Source organism: Streptomyces sp. Alt3, assembly GCF_030719215.1.
Lineage (GTDB): Bacteria > Actinomycetota > Actinomycetes > Streptomycetales > Streptomycetaceae > Streptomyces > Streptomyces glycanivorans.
On the sequence record NZ_CP120983.1, the window covers coordinates 5,875,961 to 5,899,690 of the forward strand.

The following is a 23,730-nucleotide window of genomic DNA, read 5'->3' on the forward strand; positions in this document are numbered from 1 at the left end:
TAGGGAATGAGGAACGCTCTCTCTGCGGGGCGGCCCATGGCGGCGGTTCTCCGGGAACACCCGGACCCGACCCGGTGGCCGCCCCGCAGTGGCGTGCGGGGCGTGTGGGCCGTATGCGCGGGGTCGGTCGTTACTACGGATACGTATGGGGGTTGGGATGGCCTTCTGGGACGGCCTTTTTCCGCGCCGGGCGGCGCAGTTCGAGTCGGGTAACTCCGCGACGAACTCGATCGTGCTCTCCAAGCGCAATGCCACGGTCTCGCTGAACAAGCAGGGTGCGCTGTCGGGCAATCTGCGCGTCAACCTGTCGTGGCGGATGCGTACGTCGGACATCGGCGGGCGGTCGCAGCAGAGCGGCCGACTGCTGCGGCCGCTGAAACTCTTCAAGCCCGAGGTGGTGCAGGCGCACACCCAGGGCATGGTCAACGTCGACCTGGACCTCGGCTGCATGTACGAACTGGCCGACGGGACGAGGGGCGTGGTGCAGCCCCTGGGCAACCTCATAGGCGACCTGAACGCGGCCCCCTACATCAGGCTCAGCGGGGACGACCGCTTCGGGGCGCCCTCGGGCGAGACCGTCTACGTGAACCTCGACAAGCGCGACGAGATCAAGCGCCTGCTGTTCTTCGTGTACATCTACGACCAGACCCCCGCCTTCGACCGTACGCACGCCAAGGTGACCCTCTACCCGGGCAACGGCCCGCGCATCGAGATCGAGCTGGACGAGAGGGCCCCGCAGGCACGCTCCTGCGCCGTGTTCACCGTGGACAACACCAAGGGCGAACTCGTGGTGCGCCGCGAGGTGAAGTTCGTCTACGGCTTCCAGTCGGAGCTCGACCGCATGTACGGCTTCGGTATGCAGTGGGGGCGCGGCTACAAGACGCGGGCCTGAATGGGCGCGGTGAGGGGCCGCCGTACCCCCGGATCAGGTCCGGAGGAACTGCGGACCCTGCGGGGGGAGCACGAAGTTCGGGTCGGGGGCGTGGGCCGCCGCCGCAGCGGGCTGCGGATAGCCGTACGCCGGCCGGGCGGCAGGCTGTGGATAGCCGTACGCGGGCTCGGGAGCCGTCGTGGGCGGCTGCGGGTAGCCGTAGGCCGGCTGGGGCGCCACGGCGGGCTGTGGGTAGCCGTACGCGGGCTGCTGGTGCTGGACGGTGGCCTGGGAGTCCGGCGACGGCGCGGTGGCCTCCGGCACGGCCGGGGCCGTCCCGGAGGAGCCGGGCTCGGACGCCGCCTCGGCCTCGTCCACCGAGATCCCGAAGGCGTCGGCCAGTCCGACGAGACCCGTCGGGTACCCCTGCCCCACGGCCCGGAACTTCCAGCCGTCACCGCGCCGGTACAGCTCGCCGCAGATGACCGCGGTCTCCTCGCCGGTCTCCGCGCGAACGTCGAAGACCGCGAGCGGATCACCGTCCGCGGACTCCGCGTCGTACAGCGATATCCGCAGGTCCGCCACCCGCTCGAACGCCGCCTCGTCGCAGGACGCCGCGATGACCACCTGGTCCACGGAGGGGTCGAGCGAGGACAGGTCCGCCTCGATCGTGTCCGTGAGCCCCTCGGGCGAGCTGCGCTTGGGCAGGCGCCGCACGAGGCCCGACGGATGCCGCGGCTGGTTGTAGAAGACGAAGTCCTCGTCGGAACGCACCTGTCCGGAAGAGCCGATCAGCAGGGCCGAGGCGTCCACGTCCGGGATGCCGGCGCCCGGGGTCCAGCTCACCACGGCGCGTACGGCCGTGGCGTCGAGAGGGACGTTCGAACCCTTCAGCATCGCGTGCGTCATGGCGGTCATCCTGCCTGCTGGTGGGGCGCGCGGACAACGCGGGGGTACGAACCAGTAGGCCAGGCACCGGTCACGGGGGTCGCACAGGCGCGCCGCGAGAGGTGTGAGATACACCGGGGACACCCGAAGTTCATACGGTCGGGGAACCGACGACACCTGCCCGAACGTACTATTACCGGCCATACGTTTGTCCGGTCTCTATGGCAGTACGGGGGAATCACATGCGTCATTTCGGGCACATCTCGCCCGCTGTCCGGGAGAGCCTGTTCTTCAGGGAGCCGTGCGCGTTCGACGCCGGCTCCTCCTCCCGCATGCTGAGCGCGGCCCTGGGGGCCACGCTCTACAGCCCCGCCACCCGGCCCAGACTGGCCGACGACGTGATCAAGCAGACCGGCCGCGGCGTGGTGTCCATGGTGCTCTGCCTGGAGGATTCCATCGACGACGCCGAAGTCGTCGGCGCCGAGGCCAACCTGGTCCGGCAGTTCGCCGATCTCGACGCGCGCGACGCCGAGGCGCCGCTCCTCTTCATCCGGGTCCGTGAGCCGGAGCAGATCTCCGACCTCGTGAGGAGGCTCGGAACCTCCGTACGACTGTTGTCCGGATTCGTACTTCCGAAATTCACGGAGGAGCGTGGCGAACTCTTCCTGGAGGCCCTCACCGCGGCCGAAGCGGAAAGCGGGCACCGGCTGTTCGCGATGCCCGTCCTCGAGTCGCCGGAACTCCTGCACCTGGAGACCCGGAGCGAGACCCTCCGGGGAATCGCCCGCACCGTCGACAAGTACCGTGAGCGGATCCTGGCGCTGCGGCTCGGAGTCACCGACTTCTGCTCCGCCTACGGCCTGCGCCGGGCCCCCGACATGACCGCCTACGACGTACAGATCGTCGGTGCCGTCATCGGCGACGTCGTCAACGTGCTGGGCCGGGCCGACGGCACCGGGTTCACCATCACCGGGCCGGTGTGGGAGTACTTCCGCCTCCAGGAGCGGATGTTCAAGCCCCAGCTGCGCCGCAGCCCCTTCATGGGCCGGGCCGAGGAACTGCGCACGACGCTCATCGAGCACGACCTCGACGGGCTGCTGCGCGAGATCGAGCTCGACCGCGCCAACGGGCTGATGGGGAAGACCTGCATCCACCCCTCCCACGTCCTGCCCGTGCACGCGCTGTCGGTCGTCAGCCATGAGGAGTACAGCGACGCCCAGGACATCCTGCGGCCCGAGCGGGGCGGCGGTGGAGTGCTGCGTTCCGCGTACACGAACAAGATGAACGAAGTGAAGCCGCACCGCGCCTGGGCCGAGCGCACCCTGCAGCGGGCCGAGGTCTTCGGCGTGGCGCGCGAGGACGTCGGATTCGTGGAGCTCCTCGCCGCCGGCGTGACGGACTGAGCGCGGGCATGGGCGCGCGCGTACCGGAAGAATCCGAGCACATACCGGAAGAAGAGGCAGTGGACGTGGAGTGGTCGGGTAACTGGGTCGCGGAGCGGCTCGGCGTCGAGCTCGTCGGTGACGGGGAGCTCCGGGACCTGCTGGGCCTCGCCCTGCGCCGCAACCCGAAGCGGGCCCATCTGCTCGTGTCGAACGTCCTGGGCAAGCACGTGCCGCAGCGGCCGTCCGTGGTCCACGGCGTGGGCTTCGAGCTCGGCGAACGGGTACGGGACCTGCTCGGCGAGGCGGAGGCCCGCCGCGCGGTAGTCCTCGGTTACGCGGAGACGGCGACCGGCCTCGGCCACGCCGTCGCGGACGGGCTCGGGGTGGCGCCGTACCTCCATTCGACCCGGCGCCCCGTCCCCGGCGTCGCACAGGCGGGCGGCTTCGAGGAGGCGCACTCCCACGCCACCTCCCATCTGCTGCTGCCCGAGGACCCCGACCTGCTGAAGGCGTCCTCGGAGGGGTCGCCGCTGGTGCTGGTCGACGACGAGTTCTCCACCGGCAACACCGTCCTCAACACCATCCGCGCCCTCCACGCGCGCTACCCCAGGGACCGGTACGTCATCGTCGCCCTGGTGGACATGCGGTCCGAGGCCGACCAGGGGCGGCTCGCCGGGTTCGCCGAGGAGATCGGCGCCCGCGTCGACCTGATCGCCCGGGCCCGCGGCACCGTGCGCCTGCCCGAGGGCATCCTGGAGAAGGGCCGCGACCTGGTGTCCGCGCACGACGCGGACCACGCGGCGACCGAGCCCCCCGCCCCCCGGTCCGTCCCCGCGCGCGTCACCCTCGACTGGCCGGCCGGTGTCCCCGACGGCGGCCGGCACGGTTTCACCCCCGCCCACCGCGCGGCCCTGGAGGCCGCTCTCCCGGGCATGGCCGCCCGTGTCGCCGACGCGCTGGGTGATGCCCGCCGGGTGCTCGTCCTCGGCTTCGAGGAGCTGATGTACGCGCCCCTGCGGCTCGGCACCGCGCTGGAGGACGCCACCACGGCCGACGTGCGCTACTCCACCACCACCCGCTCACCCGTGCTCGCCGTCGACGACCCCGGCTACGCGATACGCAGCCGTCTCGTCTTCCCCGCCCACGACGACCCGGCCGACGGGCCCGGCGACCGGTACGCCTACAACGTCGCGGGCGGTGGCTTCGACGCCGTCGTCGCCGTGGTCGACTCCGCCGCGGACACCCCGGCCCTGCACGCCCCCGACGGACTGCTGGCCCGGCTCGCCGGACACACCGACCGGGTGCTGCTCGCGGTCGTCCCCTCGTACGTCCCGCCGCCGGCCGCGTCGTCCGTCCCGTCCTCCGCCTCGGACGGGGCGCTCTCGCCGACGTCGCGCAGAATCCTTTCGCCGGCCTCGAACGCGTCGCCGGTCCCCCACAGGCAGGAAGCCGCCATGCTGCCCGACCCCCTCCGGGGACCCGCCTTCTCCTCCTACGCGGCCGACGAGGTCGGCTGGCTGCTCCAGGACCTGTCGGACACGCAGCTGGAGGCCCCCACCGAGGAGCGGGAGGAGGCGATCCAGAGCGGCGGCGCGCACTACGCCGAATCGCTGCCCGTCGAATACCAGCCCAGCCCCCGGTACCAGGAGCTGTTCAAGGCCGCCCTGGACACCTCGGCGGCCCGTATCGCCCGGGCCGTGGGCACCGTCACCGAGACCGTCCTCGCCGAACGCTCCCGATCCGGGGGCCGCTCGGGCGGGACCCCCGTCCTGGTCTCCCTCGCCCGCGCCGGCACCCCCGTCGGGGTGCTCATGCGCCGATGGGCCCTGCACCGACACGGCCTGGACCTGCCGCACTACGCCGTCTCCATCGTCCGGGGCCGTGGCATCGACGCCAACGCCCTGCGCTGGCTGGCCGCGCACCACGACCCGGCAGACGTCGTCTTCGTCGACGGCTGGACCGGCAAGGGTGCCATCACCCGCGAACTCGCCGCGGCGTTGGAGGAGTTCGGGGGCTTCAATCCGGAGATCGCCGTACTGGCCGACCCGGGCGGCTGCGTACGCACGTACGGCACACGTGAGGACTTCCTCATTCCGTCCGCCTGCCTCAACTCCACCGTCTCCGGGCTCGTCTCCCGCACCGTCCTGCGCTCGGACCTGGTCGGCCCGCACGACTTCCACGGCGCGAAGTTCTACCGGGAACTCGCCGGCTCCGACGTCTCCGGCCTGTTCCTCGACACCGTCGCCGCCCGGTTCGACGAGGTCGCCGACGCCGTGGACGCCGAGGCGAAGGAACTCCTGGCCGCGGACCGGGCCCCCACCTGGGAGGGCTGGGCCGCGGTTGAACGCATCAGCGAGGAGTACGGGATCCACGACGTCAACCTGGTCAAGCCCGGCGTCGGCGAGACGACCCGGGTGCTCCTGCGCCGCGTGCCGTGGAAGATCCTGGCCAAGCGGGGAGCGGGCGCCGACCTCGACCACGTACGACTGCTCGCGGAGCAGCGCGGCGTCCCGGTCGAGGAGGTCGACGAACTCCCCTACACCTGTGTCGGGTTGATCCACCCCAAGTACACCAGGGGCGCCACAGGCGCGGACGGCACGGCGGTGACGGCCAAGTGAGCGGCACCGTGCAGACCCCCGAGGGCGGGTCCCCGAAGGCGCCCGTGACCCTGGTGGCCAGCGACCTCGACCGCACCCTCATCTACTCGGCGGCGGCCCTCCAGCTGACCATGCCGGACGAACAGGCCCCGCGCCTGCTCTGCGTGGAGGTCTACGGCCGGGCGCCCCTCTGCTACATGACGGAGACGGCCGCCTCGCTGCTCGACGAACTGGCCCGCACCACGGTGTTCGTACCGACCACCACCCGGACCCGGGAACAGTACGGCCGCATCCACCTCCCGGGCCCGGCACCCCGGTACGCGATCTGCGCCAACGGTGGCCACATCCTGGTCGACGGCGTCTCCGACCCGGACTGGCAGAAGCACGTGACCGGCCGGATCGCCGGCGAGTGCGCCTCACTCGCCGAGGTCCGCGCCCACCTCCAGGCGGCCGCCCACCCCTCCTGGCTCCTCAAGCAACGGGTTGCCGAGGACCTCTTCGCCTACCTCGTCGTCGACCGCGCCGCCCTCCCCGAGGGCTGGGTCAAGGAACTCACGGCCTGGGCCGGCCCCAAGGGCTGGAGCGTCTCACTCCAGGGCCGCAAGATCTACGTCGTGCCCGAGCCGCTCACCAAGAGCGCCGCGATGCACGAAGTGGCCCGCCGTACCGGTGCCACACAGACGCTCGCCGCCGGCGACTCCCTCCTGGACGCCGACCTGCTGCTCGCCGCCGACCGGGCCTGGCGCCCGGGCCACGGTGAGCTCGCCGACTGCGGCTGGGGCGCGCCCGGTACCGAGGTGCTCAGGGAGCGGGGCGTCGCCGCGGGCGAGGAGATCCTGCGCCGTTTCCTGCGGGCCGCCGGCACACAGGGGGCGGGTCGCTGAGCACCCGCGGCCGATCTTCGCCAAGCTGGTCGGGCCGTCGCGAACCGAGGAGACCCACATGACCAAGGGCAACAGCACCGAGATCACCGATGAGCTGTACGCGTACACCCTGGCGCACAACCCCCCGCTGGACGCGGTGCAGCGCGAGCTGGTGGAGACCACCTACGCCGAGCTGCCCGGCCAGGCGGGCATGCAGTCGGCGCAGGAGCAGGGACCGCTGCTCGCCTTCCTCGTCCGGCTGACTGGCGCCCGGCACATCGTGGAGGTCGGAACCTTCACCGGATTCTCGGCGCTGTCGATGGCCCAGGCACTCCCCGCGGACGGGGTGCTGATCGCCTGCGACATCTCCGAGGAGTGGACTGCGTACGGCCGGGACGCATGGGCGAGGGCAGGCGTCGCCGACCGGGTCGACCTGCGGATCGCGCCCGCGCTGGAAACCCTGCGCGCGATGCCGGCCGAACCCCACATCGACATGGCCTACCTCGACGCGGACAAGGGCAACTACATCGCGTACTGGGAGGAACTGGTCCCGCGCATGCGCCCCGGCGGGCTCGTCGTCACCGACAACGTCCTGTTCCACGGAGGCGTGACCGACCCGCTGGCCACCGGGAACACCGCTGCCATCAGGGGCTTCAACGACCATGTCGCCGCCGACACACGGATGGAGAGCGTGCTGCTGACCGTCGCGGACGGGCTGACGCTCTCCCGCCGGAGGTGAATCGCCTCGGAGGACCGGGCCGGGGGTGAGGGGAGGGGGCGTGACTTCGCTTCCGCGGGCTCAGCCGCAGCAGCCGCCTCCGCAGCACCCGCCGCCTCCGCCACCGCCCGAAGGCGGGGCGGGAGCTGCGGAGGAGGCGGAGCCGCCCACCGCCACGGTGGAGAGCAGCTTCACGGTGTCCTCGTGCCCTGAGGGGCAGGAGGCAGGATCGGACGACTCGGCCATCGGACGGCTGAGCTCGAACGTCTCGCCGCAGGGGCGGCAGCGGTACTCGTAACGGGGCATGGCCCCAGATTAGAGCCTCTTCCCCCTCTCGACCTCGGGCATCGGGGCGAGAGCGCGACGGCGGCGCTCCTCCGTCGCGACCTGTTCGGGGTGGCGGGCCCGCCAGTACGGATTGTCGTGCGGTAGCCCGCCGCTGACCCGTCCGTACATCCCGAACATCATCAGCAACAGGCCGACGACGAAGCTGAACAGCACGTTCTGCATCTGGAATGCCAGGAAGTTCAGGCCGGTGTCGAGCAGGGCCAGATTCACGAACCCGCTGATGACGAACGCGATACCCAGGACCATGTTCAGGGTCGAGGCGAAGTTCCCGCCGATGACCATGCCGACGAAGAGCAGCAGCCCGACGCAGATGGAAAGGATGCTGAGCGCGCCGTTGGTGTTGAGCCCGGCCACCGTGTCGCCGCCGGTGTCGAAGAAGCCGATGCGGTCGATGAGCCCCAGGACGCCGAAGGCGACGAGGACCAGGCCCATCAGGCCCGCCCCGACCCGGTACACCTGGCTGAGGCGGTGGTCGACGGGCAGGTGCTCGTCGAGGCGGGTGGCCTTGCGGCGGGAAGGCGCGCCGCGACGGCGCGTGGGACGCAGGACGTGTGTGGCCATGACGGCCTCCTTCGGCCGCGTGCGGCCAGGGACGTCTCGGCGGAAGCCGCTGAGTACTTCCAGGATCGGCCCAGCCGCCACCTGGGACAAATCAGCCCGTTCGGTGGCCCCGGTGGCGGTGCGGCGCAGGGGTCACGCCCCGCCGCCCAGCTCCTCGCGGATCGCGGAGACGACCCGGTTCGCCGTCTGCCGCACGGCCTCGGTCTCGGTCAGGAAGTGCCAGTAGTCGGGGTGCCGCCCGTCGAGCCCCGTGATCGCCCGCTCCAGCCGCGCCACGGCGTCGTCCAGCGGGCGGGCATGGCGCGGGTCGGGCGTGTGGCGGCCGGCCATGGCGAGCCGCTGCGCGTCGCGGATCGCGAACCGGGTGCGGTCGATCTCCGCCTGCGGATTCTTCGCTACCGCGTCGAGCCGCTGCAGCCGGTCCCCGGCGGCGGACACCGCCTCATCCGTCGCGTTGAGCAGCGCCCGAACCGTGCTCAGACGGGACGTCGCATCGGCCCAGCGCTGCTCGGACCGTGCCGCGGCGGCCTCCGTCAGCTTCTCCTCGGCCTGCCCGACGTTGTCCGCGGCCTGCTCGGGAACCGGCTGGAGGTCCTGCCAGCAGGCGGCCGAGAAACGGCGCCTGAGCTCGCTGAGCACCGGCTCGACCTGCCCGGCGCGCGTCGTCAGCGCCTGGGCCCGGGTGCGCAGCGACACCAGCCTCCGGTCGATCTCGGCGGCCCGCTCGGGAAGCCGGTCCGCCTCCGCCCGCACCGCCTCGGCATCACGCAGCACCTGGTCCGCGCGCTGCAGCGTCTCCGCCACGCCATGGCGCCCGGCGCCCTGGTTGAGCTTGGTCAGCTCCGGGGCGAGCGCCGCGAGCCGGGCCGCGAGATCGTCCGCACGCAGACCCGAGGCACGCACGGCGTCCAGGGCGTCACTCGCGGCGAGCAACGCCTGCCGGGCCCGCTCCACGGCGGGAGCGAGCCGCGCCAACTGCGTCTCCGCGCTGCTGAGCAGCGTCCCGAGCCCATGGGCGTAACGGTCGAGCTCGCCCTTCACCCGCACGAGCTCGTCCTTGGCCCGGGTCAGCTGGGTGCGCGCACCGGCCGCCGCCGAGGGCTCCAGATCGTCCCGGTCGAGGTCGTGGGCGTCGACCGCGGTGATGTAGATGTGGCTGACGTCGTCGATCCGCCGGCCGAGCGCCGCGAAGTCCTCCACGGCCTTGCGGGCGCGCGGCGAACTGTCCACAGCCGTGATCGTCTCGATCGAGATCTGCAGATCGCGCTGAGCGGTGTCCAGCTCGTAGAAAGCGGCGGCCGCCGCGTCCTTCGCCGCCTGCGCGTCGGCCCGCTGATTCTCCCCACGACCGCCGAACCAGCGGCGCGTACCCCCGCCCGCGAAGGCGGCCGGCAGCGCTGCGACGACCAGGGGGACCGGCAGCAGCATCAGCACCAGGACGTCCCTGACGGCGGAACCAGCACTCGCTTTCGCCTCCGGCCGCGTGTGTGTCGCCGTCACATCCCTCTCCCGTGCCGATCCGCCCTGCCCGGTTCATTCTCCCACCAGTTAGGACGAACGCACGGGCCGGTTAGTTCGCACTTCGGACGGTGACTTCACCGTTGTCGCTGCGCGCCTTCACCACGTGCTCGCTGCTCTCGCTGCGGGGCACGTCGACGGAGACCTGACCGTTGTCGGCCTCGGCGGACACCGCGTACGTCTCCGTCCCGCCCGGCAGGGTCACGGAGATGCTCCCGTTGTCACTCACGGTGTCCACCAGGTCCGGGACCTCGGCGAAACCGAGCTCGACCGTCCCGTTGTCCGAGCGTGCGATCACGGAACGCCCCGAGATCCGCTCCGCCTCGATCGAGCCGTTGTCGGCGTGCAGCTCGAGGGGCCCGGAGGCGTCACGCACGGTGACCCCGCCGTTGTCGGCGGAGATCTTGAGAGGCGCGGCGAAGCCGACGGCACCGACCATCCCGTTGTCCCCCTGCACGGTCAGGGCCAGCCCGCGGGGCACCTTCACCTCGTGGTGCGCCTCACAGTTGCTGATCACGGCCCGGCACTTCACCTCCAGCCTCAGCTTGTCGCCCTCCAGCTTCCACACGGGGTCCGGACCACTGCCCAGCAGGACCCACCCGTCGACCCTGCGGGTCACCTCGATCTCCTTCACATCGGCGGAGACGAGGTCCAGGCTCGAATTCTCGGCGTCGATGGTGAGCGTCCTCCCGCTGAAGGCGAACGACTTGTGCTCGGCGGAGGCATCCTCCGCGTCCGTGCTGCCACAGCCACTGAGCGCGGCGACGAGAAGCACGGTCCCGGCAGCGGCGACGAGCGTGTCGGTGCGGCGTGTGCGAACGGTCATGATCTGGAGTCCCCCTGAGAGCGCTGCCGGTGTGGCACCACCGTATGTACGGGCCCACCCCCGGGACGATCCGGACGGCTACCGTCTCCGGGGTGGGGATATCCCCCGTACCGGCCTCGTGGGACTGTTCCGGCCTCGGGGGACCCGTTCCTGCCTCGGGCAGACCGTTCCGGCCCCGGGGGAGCGCGACGGCGGGCGGGGCTGTGGGGCGGCGAGGCGGGCAGGTGGCCGGCCCGGGCGGAACCGGATTGCCGACGGGGGCCGTGGGCCATGTAACCTGTTGCCTCATCCACGGGTGCGTAGCTCAGGGGTAGAGCGCTGCTCTTACAAAGCAGATGTCGGCGGTTCGAAACCGTCCGCGCCCACCAGTCACAACGCCCCCGCAGCGAGCCGCTGCGGGGGCGTTGACGGTAGTAGGTGACGGCAGAGCTCAGGACCAGGGCCCTGTGTTACGGCCCCTGGCGTTCGCAGCGCCCAGTCCTTGTGCGAGGCCCTGTGCCCCGCGTTCCCCCGAGCTGCCTCTGCGACGCAGTGCGACCAGGCATACCCCGATCGCGGCCGCACGCACGACGGCCCCGTCTACCTGGCGAACCGCCCTGTGATCCTCTGTTGCTCTGCATTGTCGTCCGCCGCCTGCTCGCAGGGAAGCGGTTCTTGTTCGGGCTCCGCAGATGCCCCTCGTACGTGCCGCGTCGCGCCCTGCCAGAGATCCGAAAGGCTGTGTCTGTGGGGTGGCAGTTGCCCCGTAAGGGGATACCGAGCGAGCATCTACCAGTTCAGGGGCCGACATCGGGTGGTGAAGAGAGGGGCGGTGTGGCGAGTAACATGCCCCCATCTGCACACCTTTGGGGGACTCATGCATCTTCGAAACACCGTTGTCGGGTTAGCGCTTGCCGGAGCGCTGCTGTCCGGCTGTAGCTCCGAGGGCGCCGCTCCGAGCGCATCGTCAAAGGACGCGAGCTCCGACGCCGCAGCCTCGGCCGCGAAGTCGGACGTTCTGACGGCGCGGCAGGCCGTGATGGCATTGAAGAAGTACGTGCCGGAATTGCAACTTGTGCAGGACTACACCGAGGCCGACGACCCGAACCACCTGCTCGGGCGGCCGGGCGGTTACACCAGCAAGGCCGCCTTCTCCGATGGCCGTGTCCCCTCCGAGGACATTGAGGGCTTGGACAAGGACGCTGCTGAGCGCGGTGGCAGCGTCGAGGTGTTCAAGACCTCCGAGGAGGCGAAGGCTCGGGCGAAGTACATCGCGACAATCGCCGAGTCCTTGCCCGGCGCGACCGAGTACCACTACATCGCCGGCGGCATCCTCGTGCGTGTGTCACGCCTGCTGACCCCCACCCAGGCAGCGGACTACGAAGAAGGCGCAAGACACTTCTGACGTGCGAGGCGCCGGTCAGCCCGCAGCCAGGATCTCCACCCCACGTGCCGTGAGTTGCTCGATGACCGTGTGGTCGGGGTCGGCGTCCGTGATCACTCCGGTGACGTCCTCCCACGGCAGGACGCGGAAGCGCGAGGCCGTGCCGATCTTCTCGGACGACGCGAGGACGTACGTGTCCGCCGCCCGTGCCGCAAGGGCTCGCTTCATCGCGGCCTCCTCGGCGTCGCCCGTGGTGAGGCCCGCGTCCGGGTGGACGCCCGTGACGCCGAGCAGGCATACGTCGGCGGAGACGTTCTGGGCGGCTTCCACCGCCGCCGCGCCGCAGGCCACCGCAGAGTGCTTGAAGATGCGGCCGCCGAGCAGGAAGACCTCGGCCTGCGGATGTTCGATCATCGCGGCCGCGATCGTCGGGCTGTGGGTGATCACCGTGCACGCCAGTTCCGGAGGGAGCGCGCGGGCGACGGCGAGGGCGGTGGTGCCGCCGTCCAGGATCAGGGCGCTTCCCGGCCGTACCAGGGCTGCGGCCGTCTTGGCGACCTTCCGTTTGCCGTCGGGGGTGACCGACTCGCGGGTGGTGTAGTCCGCCACGGCCGGGGAGACCGGCAGCGCACCGCCGTAGACCCGGTGGCAGAGCCCCTCGGCGGCCAGGTCGCGCAGGTCGCGCCGCACGCTGTCCTCCGAGATGCCCAGATCCGCGGCGACGCTCTTGGCCACGACCTTGCCCTCGCGGGCGAGGAGGCCCAGCAGGTGGTCGCGTCGTTCAGCAGCCAGCATCCGCATTGTCTCCTGTTCTTGCCTGTTTCTGCATGTAGTGTAGCGCTCCATGAACGACAAGCCGATGCTCATCCTCATCGCCGGGCCCTACCGCTCCGGCACCGACGGCGACCCTCAGTCCATGGCCGCGAACCTCGCCCGGCTCGAATCGGCGGCGTGGCCGGTCTTCGCAGCCGGTCACCTCCCCGTGATCGGGGAGTGGATAGCCCTGCCCGTCCTGAGTTCGGCAGGCGCGGGCCCCACGGACCCGCTCGCCGGCCAGGTCCTCTACCCGACCGCCGACCGTCTCCTCACCCACTGCGACGCCGTGCTCCGGCTCCCCGGGGACTCCGCCGGAGCCGACCAGGACGTCGCCACCGCCCGGCGCCGTGGCCTGCCGGTGTACCACGACGTGAGCGAGATCCCGCGACTCACCCCGCAGGGGGCCGCGTGAACGCCCGCCCGGGAATCGACGTCCCCGACCACAGGGGCCGTACCGGCCTCGACCGCGCCGGGCGGGACCTCGACCGCAATCCCGACGTCGTCGTCCGCGACGTGGAGCTGACCTCTCGGGGCTGGCACGTACTGCGCCGCACCACCTTCGACTACCGGCGCCGCGACGGACGCCGGGTCACCCAGCAGCGTGAGACGTACGACCGCGGCAACGGTGCGGTGGTCCTGCCGTACGACACCGAGCGCGGGTGTGTGCTCCTCACCCGCCAGTTCCGCTACCCGGCCTACGTCAACGAACACCCCGACGGCATGCTCGTCGAGGCCGCGGCCGGGCTGCTTGACGGAGACGATCCGCTCGCCGCCGTCCGCCGGGAGGCCGCGGAGGAACTCGGAGTCATGCTCGGCCCCCTCACCCATGTCTTCGACGCCTACATGAGCCCCGGCTCGGTCACCGAGCGCCTTCACTTCTACGCGGCCCCCTACACCTCCGCCGACCGCACCGGAAGCGGAGGCGGACTGGAGGAGGAGGGCGAGGACATCGAAGTGCTCGACATACCCTTCGCCGAGGCCCTGACCATGGTCCGCGACGGGCGCATCGCGGACGGCAAGACCGTCATGCTCCTGCAATGGGCCGCCCTCGACGGCCCCTTCGCCCCCGCGACGGGCGGGCACCGGCTGACGCCGCGCAGCCCGTGACGCGTCAGGGGGTGCGGTAGGTGACCAGGGCGCGGGCCGGGTTCCGGAAGGACTCGTCGGTGAAGGGGGAACGTTCCACCATCACGCTGACCGTGGAGCTGTCGTACGTCAGCACGGGCCCGCGGACGCCGGAGCCGCACATGCCTGCCGGGAGCTCGGTCTCGCCGTCGCCGAGGGCGTACTTGCCGCTGTCACGGGAGTCGAACACCGACGTGCCGTCAGGGACCATGCCCGTCCGGTGGAGGAAGTCGGGCATCCGACGGCTCACGAAGGTGACCTGCGCGCTGCCGTTCCGGGTGAAGTAGTGGATGTCCGTGGCGTCCTCGGGTATCGCTGCGTCCACCGCGCCGACCACGTCCGACAACGGCACTTCGCTGCCCTCGCAGGCCCGGGCGTCGCCGAACGGGTGGAACAGTTCGTCCTGGAACAGCCAGACCATCCCTCCCACGGGAACCGCCATCAGCAGTAGGGCGACTGCCAGGCGTGGGAGCACGCGTCCCCGCCGCGGCCCGCCGGTAGGCGAATCGCCCCCGGCCCACGCGTCGTCCGTCCGGGAATCACTTATGAACGCTCCCTCGGCCGTGCACGCCGCGCATGCGGACACGCGGAGCCTACGCCAGTGATCAACCGGAGATGGAGCGATCACGTACGCGCGGCGGCGAGGACCCTGCTGAGCGGTACTGCGGCGTCCAGCAGGGCACGGGAGCGCCCGGCGATGCTCGCGCCCCGGGCCACGAGCGCCGCACCGACGTCCTCCCGTCCGTGTCCGCTCCGCAGGCCCGGCATCAAGGTGCGGAGCGGTGCGATCCGGTAGCCGGCACCGCGTAGCTGGTGCACGATCCGGGCGTCCCGGACCTGGGCCGGGGCGTACCGTCTCGCCCCTCGCGGGGGGACCCGGTCCGGTACCGCCAGCCCTTCGGCGTCCCAGTGCCGCAGAGTCGAGGGGCGCACCCCGAGTGCTGCGGCGAGTTCGGAGACGCTCATCGAGTCCGACGGCCGTACGTCCTCGACCGGGTCCGCCGAGATCGCGACGGCGGCCTCCTCGGCGAGTGCCAGGTCCGTACGTTCCCGGTCGAGCCTGGCGTGCGCCGCGTCGAGCAGTGCGAGCGCCTCGGCGGCCGGGTGTTCGTGCACGGCGCGGACGATCCGCTTGGCCTCGACGGGGCCCGTGGCGGCCGCGAGCGCACGGTAGGCGAGCGCCGACCAGAGGTGCGTCTCCCCGTAGACCCGGTAGCCGGCGGCCGTACGGGCCGCCGGGGGCAGGACACCGTCGCGCTCCAGGTTGCGGACCTGCTGGACGGAGTAGCCGGAACGGCGCGCGACATCGACGGTGCGCAGGACCGGCGACTTGAGGGTTGTCACCTGCTGCTCCTGAGGTTTCCGGTTCGAAGTCTCCACAAGCACCTCAATGAAACGCTTGAGCACATGACCATCGACGAGATCATCGGCTTCATGCGGGGCCTTGACGGAGTCCTGGCTGTCACCCCGGCACCCGGCGACGGCTCACCGGAGATCAGCTGGGGGGACACGTTCTTCTCCTACTCTCCTGACGGAGCGGTGCCGGCGACGACCCAGCCGTTCGCGACGATCGTGACGAAGAACTACCCGGGCGACGAGAGTTCCCTCCTCGACCGCCCCGACACCTTTCGCGTCAACGTCGCGGCCGGGAAGGACGTGTTCCGCGAGTGGACCGGCCACGCGCCGGGTGAACCGGCCGTCGACATCGTGCCCGGCGTCACCGATGTCGTGATCGCCCACCCCGTCTACGCGTCCGCCGCCTGGCTCGCGGTGGTGAACCCCGGCCCCCGGACCGATGCGGCAGTCCTCCTGCTGCTCCGCGAAGCCCATCGCCTCGCCCGTGTGCGTCATGAGCGACGGGAGGGCTCCGCACGCCGGTAGGGGTTCGCCCCCTCAGACCCCGAGCCCGACCAGCAGCGTGACGGACCCGCGGTTCGGCTTGCTGAACGAGTACGCCGCGTTGCTGCTCACCGCTGTGACCCGGCCTGCCACCGCGATGTCCCACCCGTCTGTCGGTCCGCTCACGTCGTGCCCTCCGTCCGAGCCCCGTTTCCAGGAGCTCGGACGGCCACGCTGTCCAGGACCGCCGCCCACGGAAGCTCCCGGACCGCCGGGCCCTGACGTGGTTCGTACAGGGGCCAGACATCAGGCCCGTACACCAGCTCCACGCCCGCCCCGCGCAGCGTCCCGATGTGCCCCTCCCACGCCGGGTGCCGTGCGTGGGCCGCGTTGATCCGGGGGAACACCACCACCGGGACGCCGATCGTCCCCAGGGCCTCGCTCACCTGCGTCAGCGCCTGGTTGTCGGCGATACCCGTCGCGAGCTTGGCGACGTAGTTCGCGCTCGCCGGAGCGACGACGTAGCAGTCGGCGACCGGGTGCGGGCGGGGTTCGGCCGGCAGGCGGGGCGAGTCCCGTACCGGGAGGCCGGTCAGGGCCTCCAGCCGGTTCACCTCACCGTTCGCCCTCAGCCATCGGCCGGCGGTCGGTGTCAGGGTCACGGCCACCTGCCAGCCCAGCGCGACGGCCGGCCCGACCAGCCCCGTGCGCAGCGTCTCGACCCCGTCGGTCGCCGTCGCCACGACTCCCAGCACTCCGCGGCTGCCCATGCCCACCGTTCCTCCGCCCTGCGCCGACCCGTCACCCGTCACCCGCCACCCGTCCGACGCTCCCGCAGAGAACTACCACGACCCCGGCGCCCGTCGGAAGCGTCGCCCTTCACCGCGGCTCCTCGCAGGGTGAGCGGCACCACCTCAGCCGGACACGCCGAGATCCTGCCGCATCAGCCGGTGCATGGCCGTGAGCTTCGGATCCGCGGCCTTGAGGTCCAGGAGCAGCTGAACGGCCGTCTCACCCTCGCGGGGCACACCGCGGTCGATGCGCTTGAGCGCGGCGTCCACCCCCGCGAGGACCACGTTTACCTCGCGGGACGCGTCGAGGACGGCCTCGGGGACGATCATCTGGGCCTCGGCGTACCTGGCCCGGTAATCGCGACGCCCCTCCTCGAGTCGGGATCGGTCCTCGTCGGTGAGGACCCCGTCCCGCGTGCGGTGCAGGGCGTCCTTGAGGAGGGTGTGGAAGTGGCTGGTCGCCCGGTTCATCGAGATGTAGGCGGTACGCCGTTCGTCGAGCAGCCGCCGCCGCTCCTCGACCAGGCCCTCGGCGGTGCGTTGGCGTCTCGTCACCCAGCTCGCGACCAGCGGCGCGAAGAGTGTGCCGAGCACTCCGACGACTGCGGTGACCATGGCGGCTATCGCTGCGCTCATGTGGAGGACCCTAGCCAGCTGTTCGGGCGTGCGTGGTCCCGAAGCCCGATCCATCTCCGTCCGTCGCGACCGCCGCACCGGGGAAGCCCCCGGTCCGTCGGCGCCGACCGCCTTCCGCCTGTGTCCGCGAGTGCGCCGTGGCCGCCTCCGCACCCCCGGGATTGCGAGCCCGCGGGGCACGGGGGACCGTGGAGGCATGTCCGGACATCCGCCTGTGATCGTGTATCCGCCCACACCGACCGGTGGGCGGCGGGTGACCGTGCGCGGGCAGATCGTGGGGTTGGCGCACGGGCGTGGGGACGTCGCCTCGTACCTGCGGCGGGCCGGGCTCGCGGAGGGGGCCGACGAGATCGACCTGGATCAGCCGGAGCTGATCGAGTGGCGGGGCGGAGACCTCGAAACCTGGGGGTGAGCCCCCGTGCGTCGTCGTGCGGGCGTCACCCGGACGGGCGCTTCCGGGTCGTGGCCGGTGAGGCGGTCCCTCAGGGTCGGATCTGCCCGCTGCCGTGCGGCGCCGTCCGTCGAGTGGAGGATTCCCATGGCCCAGTCAGCACCCGCACCCGGTTCCTCGCGCCCCTCCGCCCCGGGCCCCGCCGGCCCCTGGGCGGAGACGGGGGTGATGTTCGCGGGGGTGCTGCTCCTCGTCGACGGCATCCTCGGCGTCGTGAAGGGCATCGCGGGCATCGCGTCCGACGAGGTGTACACGCGCATCGACGACTACACGTTCAAGTTCGGCATCACCGCCTGGGGATGGATCCACCTCGTCCTCGGCGTGATCCTGGTGGTCGTCGGGTGGAGCATCCTCAAGGGCGCGGCCTGGGCGTGGGGCGTGGGCATCGGGCTGGCCGCGCTGAACCTGATCGCGAATTTCGTCTGGCTGCCGTACCAGCCGGTGTGGGCGATCATCTCCGTCGCGATCGACGTCTTCGTGATCTGGGCCCTGTGCGCAGGCCGGCCGAAGCCGGTCATCTGACGTGAGCCCGGGACGAGGAGGCCTGGAGCCGGACGCGGTCACCGCGCTGGCCGCCGACGCGTACGTCTACGGATCCCCGCTCGTCCGCCAGCTGTCGGCCGTCCAGGCATGTCTGCAGGAGGGCTGCGGGTCGCTCGCGCCGACTCCCTTCAACGACTTCGCCCATGCGGACGGCCCGGCCACGCCCAGCACCCACGTCCCGTACGCCCCGGCCGATCTCGTCGACGCGCTCGCCCAGCTCGACCTCTCCGGAGGGCCGGTCAGGCTGCACGTCCCGGACACGGGCGGGGCGTACTACGTCCTCCAGTTCGTGGACGCGTGGGGCAACGCCTTCGCCTACCTCGGCCCCCGGGCCACCGGCACGGGCGAGGGGGACTGGCTGATCGTGCCGCCGGGCTGGGCCGGTACCGTGCCCGACGGGCTGTCGGGGGTGATCGACGCACCCACCTCCGTCGTCTCCGTCGTCGGCCGCCTCGCGTGCGACGGACCGGAGGACCTGCCTCGCGTCAGGGCGCTCCAGCAGGAGCTCACACTCACGCACCTGGGCGACCGAGCCCACCGGACAGGGCTCCCGGCGACCGAACCGGGGGTGCCGGGAGAGCTCAGGTTCTTCGAGGAGCTCCGGGTGTGGATGGCCGACTTCCCGCCCGCCGCGCCGGATCGCGCCTACCAGGACCGCTTCCAGTCCCTGGGACTCCTGGAGGAGGGCATCTCGCCGTACGTGTCGGCCGGGCCGGGACTCGTACGCGCGCTGGGGCGGGGGCTGGCCCTGGGCCGGCTGCGGGTGGAGGAGGCCGCCCGGCGTGCGGGGGCCGCGCCCGGCGGGCCGCCGGGCGCCTGGCGGACGGTTCCGCACCTGCGCGACCACAACCTGGACCACTTCGGCGTCGGCACGCTCCGGGCACCGGAGTGGACGATCCCCGACCGTGAAACCTCCTACCTGGTCAGGGCGGTGGCCGCGCGGCGGGGGCGCTGGCTGCCCCACGGGTACGAAGCGGTGTACGCGCACACGTCGTGCGACGTGCGGGGGCACCCGCTCGACGGCGCCCACCGCTACGTCCTGAGCCTCTCCCAGCCGCCACCGGTCCGGGCGTTCTGGTCGCTGACCGTGTACGACAGCCCGGGGGGCCACCTGGTCGCGAACGCAGGGGAACGGTACGTCATAGGGAGCCGGACGCCCGGACTCGTCCACGGTGCCGACGGCTCGCTGACGCTGCACCTCTCCGCGGAGCGCCCCGCGGACCCGGCCGCAGCTGCCAACTGGCTGCCCGTGCCGCCGGGCCGCTTCCGTGCGGTGATGCGGCTGCACCTGCCCGACCAGGCGATTCTCGACGGGAGCTACGTCATCCCGCCCGTCGGGCCGCCCGGGGACGGGTCGTGAGCGTAGGTCCGGAGGCCGGTTGTCAGTGCTGCGTCGCACACTGGAGACATGTGCCGCAGCATCAAGACACTTCGTCCGCCCGCCATCCCGGAAGAGGCCACCGAGGAGGAGATGAGAGCCGCCGCCCTGCAGTACGTGCGCAAGGTGTCGGGCTTCCGCGCGCCCGCCGCCCACAACCAGGAGGTCTTCGACCGGGCCGTCGCCGAGATCGCCGACGCGACCCAGCGGCTGCTGGACGGCCTGGAGATACGGGGCGCCGCCACCCGGGCCTGAGCGACCGCTCCGGCCGTCAGATACCGGCCGGGGCTCCGGCGACCGTGACCGGAGCCGCGGCCGCGCGGGCCGGGCGACGGACGACGACCGCCGCGAGGGAGCCCGCCAGGAACAGGGCGAGCACCGAGACCGCCGTGCCCAGCCACCCCGCGCCCAGCCACTGGCCGCCGAAGTAGCCGAGGCCCACGCTGTAGACGGCCCAGGCCACTCCGGCGACGGCCGACCAGGGCAGGAACTCCTTCACCTTGCGGTGGGCGGCGCCCGCCCCCAGGGAGACGACGGACCGGCCGGCGGGGGCGAAACGGGCTATGACGACGAGTGCCCCTCCGCCCCGGCTCAGCGCCGCGCCGAGGCGCTCCTGCGCGGAGGTGAGGCGGCGGGACCGGGCGATGGCCCGGTCGAGGCGTTCGCCACCGCGCCAGGCGAGGCGGTAGGCGACGAGGTCGCCGAGCACGGACGCGGTGGCCGCGCAGAGGGTGAGGATGACGAGGGAGGGCACGTGGCGGGTGGCTTCCCCGGCCGCGGCGGTGACCGTGGTGCTGGTGCTCGCGGCCGCCGCAGTGGCTGCGGTGATCACCAGCACACCACTGGGGAGGACGGGAAGGAAGACGTCAAGGACCACCGAGAGGGCGACCACCGCGTAGATCCATGGGCTGCCGATCAGCGCACCCACACTCTCGAGCACTTTCTACTCCCCGTTCCCGTGTTCCGTGTCAACGCCGCGACGTCGCAGGGGAGCGGCAGGAGCGGCAGGGCCAGCTGTACAGCGTACGCCTGCCGTTCACCCGGTTCACCTGGTATTCGCCGGGTGCGCGCTCGATGTCGCGCAGGTCACGCACGACTCCTGCGCCCCGTGGGGAACGCGACTCCGGCCCCCCTCGTAGGGAAGGGGGGCCGGAGTGCGGGGAGGGTGGATCAGACCGAGACGGCCGGGGCCTTCTCGCGGGCCGGCTCGCTCTCGTGCCCCGAGCTGCCGCGGGAGGAGAACAGCCGGTCCAGGGCGAGGGCGCCGGAGCCGGTGAAGACGAGCAGCAGGAAGGCCCAGCAGAAGACGGCCGAGGCCTCGCCGCCGTTCTGCAGGGGGAACAGCGACTCGGGCTGGTGCACCTTGAAGTACGCGTAGGCCATGGAGCCCGAGGAGACGAGGGCGGCGATGCGGGTGCCGAGGCCGAGCGCGACCAGGGTGCCGCCGACGAGCTGGATGACAGCGGCGTACCAGCCCGGCCAGGTGCCGGCGGGGACGGTGCCGCCGCCCATGGCGCCGCCCAGGACTCCGAAGAGCGAGGCGGCACCGTGGCAGGCGAAGAGGAAGCCGATGACGATGCGGAAGAGGCCGAGGGCGTAGGGCTGGGCCCGGTTCAGACGTATGGACATGGGGGGTGGGGCTCCTTCGGTCTGGGGACGTGAACCGATCGGGGCCCAACAGGTTAGGAAGACCTCACCAGTGCTTGCAAGTTCAACATTCTGCGACTGGCTGAAAATCGGTCACTCGTTCGACGTCAGTGAACGCTCCATGACGGTCTCCAACTGCGCCCCTGTGGGCCTGGCTCTGGCCTGAACCAATGTCAGCGCAGCCTTCCGGCCATGCAGGGTGAGCGTCATCAGCTGATTGCCGAACCACGGTCCACCCGTCTTGCGCCAGCGCATCGGAGGGCGCCCCGTCCGTCCGTGGAACGCCAGCGCGCGCCCGAGCCACCGGCCCGCGCCGCTCCAGCCGAAGCGGAAGCCGGCGCGTATGTACGCGGGGACGGAGTTGTGGACGGGAGAGCAGGTCAGCTGAAGGACGTGCGCGGCAGGAGTGCCGTCCGGGGTGGAATCGGACCACTGGGGTTCGGTGATGTAGGCGTGGTGCACATCGCCTGAGAGCACGCAAATCGTCGCAGGGGCGCCGGATGCGCGTCCCGCCTCCCGCAGGAGCTCCGACAACTGGTTGAAGGAATCCGGGAACGCGGCCCAATGCTCCAGGTCACCGGCCCGGCGCACCTTCTCCCCGCGGCGCGCCCAGCGTTCGCCGCGGGCACCTCGGCACAGGGCCGCGTTCCAGGTCTCCGCATCGTGTATGAGGGGTGGCAGCAGCCACGGGAGCGAGGTGCCGATCAGGAGATGGTCGTACGCGCCGGGGTCGTCGAGCACCTCGTCGCGCAGCCACGCGGCCTCCTCGTCGCGGAGCATCGCCCTGCGCTGTTCGTCGAGGGTCCGGGCCGCCCGGGTGTCGACCATCAGCAGCCGTACTCGGCCGAAAACGCGCCGGTAGCTCCAGCGGGTCCGGGCCGGCTCGGCGTCGGCCGTCGCGGCGTGGGCGCGCAGGGGCTCGGTGCCGTCGGGAGCGGCGCGCACGGCCGCGTAGACCGGGTCTGCCTCCAGCGCCTCGGGGGAGAGGTTGCCGAGGTGCTGGTAGACCCAGTACGACATGAGCCCGCTGACGATCCGCTCGTGCCACCACGGTGTGCGCCGCATGTCGCGGACCCAGGCGTCGCTGGTGTTCCAGTCGTCGATGACGTCGTGGTCGTCGAAGATCATGCAGCTGGGGACCGTGGAGAGCAGCCACCGCACGTCCGGGTCGCGCCAGGACTCGTCGTAGAGGTGGGTGTACTCCTCGTAGTCCGCGACCTCGGCTCCGGGGGCCTCGCCGAGGTCACGGCGGGCCGCGAGCCGTCGCTGCGTGGCCGGCGAGGTCTCGTCCGCGTACACCTGGTCACCGAGGAGCAGCAGGACGTCCGGGCGTACGGCCTCGGGGTCGGCGGCGAGGCGGACGGCCAGGGTGTCGAGCGCGTCGGGCCCGATCGGGTCGTGGCCGTGCGCGGGCGGGGCGGCCCACCGGCAGGAGCCGAAGGCGACCCGGACCGGACTCTCCTCGTCCGGCTGCGGGAGCGAGGGCGTGGTGATGGTGCTCGGCGGGAAGCGGGAGTCCTCGGGCGGCCACACCCGCCGGCCGTCGAGCAGCACCTCGTAGGGCGTGGTCGAGCCGGGCGTGAGGCCCTCCACCACCACCAGGGCGTAGTGATGGCCCTGGACGGCGAACGTGGGGGAGGTGCCCGCCGCCCCGTCCGCGCAGCGGACCTCCGCCGTGCAGGGCCTGGTGGACTCCACCCAGACCGTCGCCCGGGAGCCGCGCTCCCAGTCGACGTACCTCAGCAGTGGTCCCAGGCGTAGCCCGGCCATGTGTGCCCTCCTGGCGTCGCCGTCACCGATGGCTCCGTAGGGTACGGAACGACGGAGGAGGGCGGGGGGTTCCGCCGCGGCGGGAGGGTGGTCAGCAGCCGTTCAGGACCGACTGCAGGGCGCTCTTCTCGGTGGAGTCGACGCTGAGGCCGTAGTAGTGCTTCACGTGTACCCAGGCGCGGGCGTAGGTGCAGCGGTAGGCGGCGCGCGACGGGAGCCACTCGCCCGGATCCTGGTCGCTCTTGGACTGGTTGACGTTGTCGGTGACCGCGATGAGCTGCGGGCGCGTCAGGTCGTTGGCGAAGGACTGGCGCTGCGCGGTCGTCCAGCCGCTGGCCCCGGAGCGCCAGGCCTCGGCGAGCGGGACCATGTGGTCGATGTCCAGGTCGGACGCGGCGGTCCAGGTGGCTCCGTCGTACTCGGAGTACCAACTGCCGCTGGTCGCGGCGCAGGAGGAGTCCTGCACGACGCCGGTGCCGTCACGCTTCAGCACCACCTCGCGGGTGTTGCAGGCTCCCGACTGGGTGATCCAGTGGGGGAACTTGTCGCGGCTGTAGCCGGACGAGGAGCCCTCGGTGGAGACGGTGAGCTGACCCAGATACGTACGGGCGGTCGAGGCGCTGACCGGGGTGGGCATCGCGGCCTGGGCGGTCGGTGCCGTGAGGAGCCCGGTGGTGGCGGCGAGCGCGGCCGAGGCGGCGACGACGGCTATGCGACGCGCGTAGATACCTGACATGTGAACTCCCTTGATGTGGGGGGCTGTTGCGCAGGCGACCTGCGGAGCCAGGCCATCGTG

27 protein-coding genes, 1 tRNA gene and 1 pseudogene are annotated in these 23,730 nt (G+C 71.7%); 14 read left to right on the plus strand and 15 right to left on the minus strand.

Going from position 1 to position 23,730, the window contains the following annotated elements; genetic code table 11:
- The first annotated feature begins 157 nt into the window (after positions 1 to 157).
- Positions 158 to 892 (plus strand): TerD family protein, encoded by a 735-nt coding sequence (locus P8A20_RS25850; protein WP_147963247.1) that lies wholly within the window; start codon positions 158 to 160, stop codon positions 890 to 892.
- A gap of 33 nt (positions 893 to 925) precedes the next feature.
- Here the strand turns inward: P8A20_RS25850 and P8A20_RS25855 are convergent, their stop codons facing one another.
- Positions 926 to 1,780, minus strand: coding sequence for a TerD family protein (locus P8A20_RS25855; protein WP_511104024.1), 855 nt, complete (start codon positions 1,778 to 1,780; stop codon positions 926 to 928).
- Positions 1,781 to 2,001: 221 nt separating this feature from the next.
- On the opposite strand from P8A20_RS25855, the gene P8A20_RS25860 reads away from it, so the two are divergent.
- The 4 genes from P8A20_RS25860 to P8A20_RS25875 are packed head-to-tail and all read left to right on the plus strand — an operon-like array spanning position 2,002 to position 7,343.
- Entirely contained in the window at positions 2,002 to 3,162 is a 1,161-nt protein-coding gene (locus P8A20_RS25860; protein ID WP_147963245.1) for an HpcH/HpaI aldolase/citrate lyase family protein, read from the plus strand.
- An 8-nt stretch (positions 3,163 to 3,170) separates the two neighbouring features.
- Positions 3,171 to 5,762, plus strand: coding sequence for a phosphoribosyltransferase (locus P8A20_RS25865; RefSeq protein WP_306104330.1), 2,592 nt, complete (start codon positions 3,171 to 3,173; stop codon positions 5,760 to 5,762).
- Positions 5,759 to 6,625 (plus strand): HAD family hydrolase, encoded by an 867-nt coding sequence (locus P8A20_RS25870; RefSeq protein WP_306104331.1) that lies wholly within the window; start codon positions 5,759 to 5,761, stop codon positions 6,623 to 6,625. The genes P8A20_RS25865 and P8A20_RS25870 overlap by 4 nt, the downstream gene beginning before the upstream one ends.
- Before the next feature lie 58 nt (positions 6,626 to 6,683).
- Positions 6,684 to 7,343, plus strand: a complete 660-nt coding sequence (locus tag P8A20_RS25875) for an O-methyltransferase (RefSeq protein ID WP_147963243.1) — start codon at positions 6,684 to 6,686, stop codon at positions 7,341 to 7,343.
- A 60-nt stretch (positions 7,344 to 7,403) separates the two neighbouring features.
- Here P8A20_RS25875 and P8A20_RS25880 read toward each other — a convergent pair whose 3' ends face one another.
- The 4 genes from P8A20_RS25880 to P8A20_RS25895 form a co-directional block, all read right to left on the minus strand.
- Positions 7,404 to 7,628 (minus strand): FmdB family zinc ribbon protein, encoded by a 225-nt coding sequence (locus P8A20_RS25880; RefSeq protein WP_147963242.1) that lies wholly within the window; start codon positions 7,626 to 7,628, stop codon positions 7,404 to 7,406.
- Positions 7,629 to 7,637: 9 nt separating this feature from the next.
- The gene (locus tag P8A20_RS25885) at positions 7,638 to 8,231 is read right to left on the minus strand and encodes a DUF4383 domain-containing protein (protein ID WP_147963241.1); all 594 of its coding nucleotides are present in this window, start codon (positions 8,229 to 8,231) and stop codon (positions 7,638 to 7,640) included.
- A gap of 132 nt (positions 8,232 to 8,363) precedes the next feature.
- Positions 8,364 to 9,731, minus strand: a complete 1,368-nt coding sequence (locus P8A20_RS25890; protein WP_147963240.1) for a hypothetical protein — start codon at positions 9,729 to 9,731, stop codon at positions 8,364 to 8,366.
- A 70-nt stretch (positions 9,732 to 9,801) separates the two neighbouring features.
- Positions 9,802 to 10,575, minus strand: a complete 774-nt coding sequence (locus tag P8A20_RS25895; protein ID WP_147963239.1) for a DUF4097 family beta strand repeat-containing protein — start codon at positions 10,573 to 10,575, stop codon at positions 9,802 to 9,804.
- Between the two features lie 293 nt (positions 10,576 to 10,868).
- On the opposite strand from P8A20_RS25895, the gene P8A20_RS25900 reads away from it, so the two are divergent.
- Positions 10,869 to 10,943 (plus strand) — tRNA-Val (locus tag P8A20_RS25900).
- Positions 10,944 to 11,431: 488 nt separating this feature from the next.
- Complete coding sequence (locus tag P8A20_RS25905; protein WP_306104332.1) at positions 11,432 to 11,959, plus strand: hypothetical protein; 528 nt, start codon at positions 11,432 to 11,434, stop codon at positions 11,957 to 11,959.
- Between the two features lie 15 nt (positions 11,960 to 11,974).
- On the opposite strand, the gene P8A20_RS25910 is transcribed toward P8A20_RS25905, so the two are convergent.
- Complete coding sequence (locus P8A20_RS25910) at positions 11,975 to 12,733, minus strand: DeoR/GlpR family DNA-binding transcription regulator (RefSeq protein ID WP_187282395.1); 759 nt, start codon at positions 12,731 to 12,733, stop codon at positions 11,975 to 11,977.
- A gap of 49 nt (positions 12,734 to 12,782) precedes the next feature.
- On the opposite strand from P8A20_RS25910, the gene P8A20_RS25915 reads away from it, so the two are divergent.
- A complete protein-coding gene (locus tag P8A20_RS25915; protein ID WP_187282394.1) occupies positions 12,783 to 13,166 on the plus strand; it encodes a DUF4406 domain-containing protein in 384 nt (127 codons plus the stop codon).
- Positions 13,163 to 13,861, plus strand: a complete 699-nt coding sequence (locus P8A20_RS25920) for an NUDIX domain-containing protein (protein ID WP_147963236.1) — start codon at positions 13,163 to 13,165, stop codon at positions 13,859 to 13,861. Before P8A20_RS25915 ends, P8A20_RS25920 begins: the two co-directional genes overlap by 4 nt.
- A 4-nt stretch (positions 13,862 to 13,865) precedes the next feature.
- Here the strand turns inward: P8A20_RS25920 and P8A20_RS25925 are convergent, their stop codons facing one another.
- The gene (locus tag P8A20_RS25925) at positions 13,866 to 14,321 is read right to left on the minus strand and encodes a hypothetical protein (RefSeq protein ID WP_261988968.1); all 456 of its coding nucleotides are present in this window, start codon (positions 14,319 to 14,321) and stop codon (positions 13,866 to 13,868) included.
- 182 nt (positions 14,322 to 14,503) lie between these two features.
- Positions 14,504 to 15,223, minus strand: a complete 720-nt coding sequence (locus P8A20_RS25930; RefSeq protein ID WP_147963235.1) for a MerR family transcriptional regulator — start codon at positions 15,221 to 15,223, stop codon at positions 14,504 to 14,506.
- A 63-nt stretch (positions 15,224 to 15,286) separates the two neighbouring features.
- On the opposite strand from P8A20_RS25930, the gene P8A20_RS25935 reads away from it, so the two are divergent.
- Positions 15,287 to 15,760 (plus strand): DUF6194 family protein, encoded by a 474-nt coding sequence (locus P8A20_RS25935; RefSeq protein ID WP_147963234.1) that lies wholly within the window; start codon positions 15,287 to 15,289, stop codon positions 15,758 to 15,760.
- Between the two features lie 15 nt (positions 15,761 to 15,775).
- Here the strand turns inward: P8A20_RS25935 and P8A20_RS25940 are convergent.
- The 3 genes and pseudogenes from P8A20_RS25940 to P8A20_RS25950 form a co-directional block, all read right to left on the minus strand.
- A pseudogene (locus P8A20_RS25940) lies at positions 15,776 to 15,871 on the minus strand (MOSC domain-containing protein); the annotation flags it as partial.
- 29 nt (positions 15,872 to 15,900) lie between these two features.
- Positions 15,901 to 16,488, minus strand: a complete 588-nt coding sequence (locus tag P8A20_RS25945; protein WP_187282393.1) for a flavoprotein — start codon at positions 16,486 to 16,488, stop codon at positions 15,901 to 15,903.
- Positions 16,489 to 16,632: 144 nt separating this feature from the next.
- Positions 16,633 to 17,145 (minus strand): hypothetical protein, encoded by a 513-nt coding sequence (locus P8A20_RS25950; RefSeq protein ID WP_147963233.1) that lies wholly within the window; start codon positions 17,143 to 17,145, stop codon positions 16,633 to 16,635.
- A 196-nt stretch (positions 17,146 to 17,341) separates the two neighbouring features.
- Here P8A20_RS25950 and P8A20_RS25955 point away from each other — a divergent pair, with 196 nt between their 5' ends.
- The 4 genes from P8A20_RS25955 to P8A20_RS25970 all read left to right on the plus strand — a co-directional run bounded on the left by P8A20_RS25955 (position 17,342) and on the right by P8A20_RS25970 (position 19,772).
- Positions 17,342 to 17,557, plus strand: a complete 216-nt coding sequence (locus P8A20_RS25955; protein WP_147963232.1) for a hypothetical protein — start codon at positions 17,342 to 17,344, stop codon at positions 17,555 to 17,557.
- 126 nt (positions 17,558 to 17,683) lie between these two features.
- A complete protein-coding gene (locus P8A20_RS25960; RefSeq protein ID WP_147963231.1) occupies positions 17,684 to 18,118 on the plus strand; it encodes a DUF7144 family membrane protein in 435 nt (144 codons plus the stop codon).
- 1 nt (position 18,119) lies between these two features.
- The gene (locus P8A20_RS25965) at positions 18,120 to 19,499 is read left to right on the plus strand and encodes a DUF1254 domain-containing protein (RefSeq protein WP_306104333.1); all 1,380 of its coding nucleotides are present in this window, start codon (positions 18,120 to 18,122) and stop codon (positions 19,497 to 19,499) included.
- Between the two features lie 48 nt (positions 19,500 to 19,547).
- A complete protein-coding gene (locus P8A20_RS25970; protein WP_147963229.1) occupies positions 19,548 to 19,772 on the plus strand; it encodes a DUF2277 domain-containing protein in 225 nt (74 codons plus the stop codon).
- A 16-nt stretch (positions 19,773 to 19,788) separates the two neighbouring features.
- Here P8A20_RS25970 and P8A20_RS25975 read toward each other — a convergent pair whose 3' ends face one another.
- From P8A20_RS25975 to P8A20_RS25990, 4 genes are all read right to left on the minus strand, one after another.
- Positions 19,789 to 20,457: a DedA family protein gene (locus P8A20_RS25975; RefSeq protein ID WP_147963228.1), complete on the minus strand. Its 669-nt coding sequence runs from the start codon at positions 20,455 to 20,457 to the stop codon at positions 19,789 to 19,791.
- A gap of 230 nt (positions 20,458 to 20,687) precedes the next feature.
- Positions 20,688 to 21,146, minus strand: coding sequence for a DoxX family protein (locus P8A20_RS25980; RefSeq protein WP_147963227.1), 459 nt, complete (start codon positions 21,144 to 21,146; stop codon positions 20,688 to 20,690).
- A 111-nt stretch (positions 21,147 to 21,257) separates the two neighbouring features.
- A complete protein-coding gene (locus P8A20_RS25985) occupies positions 21,258 to 22,934 on the minus strand; it encodes an alkaline phosphatase D family protein (protein WP_147963226.1) in 1,677 nt (558 codons plus the stop codon).
- Positions 22,935 to 23,025: 91 nt separating this feature from the next.
- Positions 23,026 to 23,670 carry an HNH endonuclease family protein gene (locus P8A20_RS25990; protein ID WP_147963225.1) on the minus strand — a complete coding sequence of 215 codons (645 nt, stop codon included), beginning with the start codon at positions 23,668 to 23,670 and terminating at the stop codon, positions 23,026 to 23,028.
- Between the last annotated feature and the right edge of the window lie 60 nt (positions 23,671 to 23,730).